Source organism: Seohaeicola zhoushanensis, from assembly GCF_014656415.1.
Classification (GTDB): domain Bacteria; phylum Pseudomonadota; class Alphaproteobacteria; order Rhodobacterales; family Rhodobacteraceae; genus Seohaeicola_A; species Seohaeicola_A zhoushanensis.
The window spans coordinates 1-1,103 of the sequence record NZ_BNCJ01000067.1 but is presented as its reverse complement, the minus strand read 5'-3'; the positions used below and the strand labels follow the sequence as shown (position 1 = coordinate 1,103).

The 1,103-nt window shown below is 61.7% G+C and carries 1 protein-coding gene; it reads left to right on the top strand.

The features are described from left to right. Position 1: 1 nt before the first annotated feature. A protein-coding gene (locus IE266_RS26730) for an IS3 family transposase (protein ID WP_189683182.1) occupies positions 2-1,103 on the top strand; the annotation gives its coding sequence in 2 pieces (ribosomal slippage) (positions 2-242 and positions 242-1,103; 1,103 coding nt annotated over the 2 pieces). This gene is flagged as partial in the annotation.

The window sequence follows — 1,103 nt, the reverse complement described above, 5'->3', positions numbered from 1 at the left end:
GATGAGCAGCAGCAAGTTCAGCGATGAGTTCAAGCGGGACGCGGTCGCGCAGATCACCGAGCGGGGCTACCCGGTCAGGGAAGTGTCGGAGCGGCTCGGGGTCAGCCCGTATTCGCTCTACGCCTGGAAGAAGAAGTTCGCGAAGGTATCATCAGGAGAGGCCGAGAAGGACACCGAGATCCGGCGCCTGAAGAGGGAGCTGGCGCGGGTCTCGGAGGAGCGTGACATTCTAAAAAAGGCCACCGCGTATTTCGCCAGGGATGCAAAGTGAGATACGCGTTCGTGGCCGAGCATCGCGGGCAGTTCTCCGTCCGGGCGATGTGCCGGTGTCTGCGCATCCAGCCGAGCGGCTTCTATGCGTGGCTGAAGGCGCCGTTGAGCAAGCGTGCCTACGAAGACGCCCGACAGACCGAGCTGCTGAAGGAAGCCTGGGTCGAGAGCGGCAAGGTCTATGGGCATCGCAAGCTGCACGACGATCTTCTCGAGCAAGGCGAGGACGTCTGTCTGAACCGCGTTGCGCGCCTGACCAGGCTGGCCGGGATCACTGCACAGATCGGCTACAAGCGCCGCCCCGGGAAGTATGGCGGCAAACCTTCGGTCGTGGTCGACAACACCCTGGATCGGCAGTTCGACGTGGCGGCGCCGGACAAGGTCTGGGTGACCGATATTACCTATATCCGCACGCAGGAGGGCTTCGCTTACCTCGCCGTTGTCATCGACCTCTATTCCCGGCGTGTTGTCGGCTGGTCGATGCAGAGCCGTCAGACGACCGATGTCGTGCTACAAGCGCTGTTGATGGCGACATGGCGGAGAAAGCCAAGAGAAAAGGTTCTGATTCACTCGGACCAGGGCAGCCAGTTCACCAGCATGGACTGGGCGGCATTCCTGCGGGCCCACAATCTGGAGCACTCGATGAGCCGCCGCGGGAACTGCCACGACAATGCGGTTGCCGAGAGCTTCTTCAACCTGCTCAAGCGCGAGCGGATCAGACGACGGACCTACCGAACCCGCGAGGAGGCAAGGCAGGACGTGTTCGACTACATCGAGATGTTCTACAACCCGAAGCGCAAGCACGCCCGGAATGGAATGCTGTCACCCGTCGA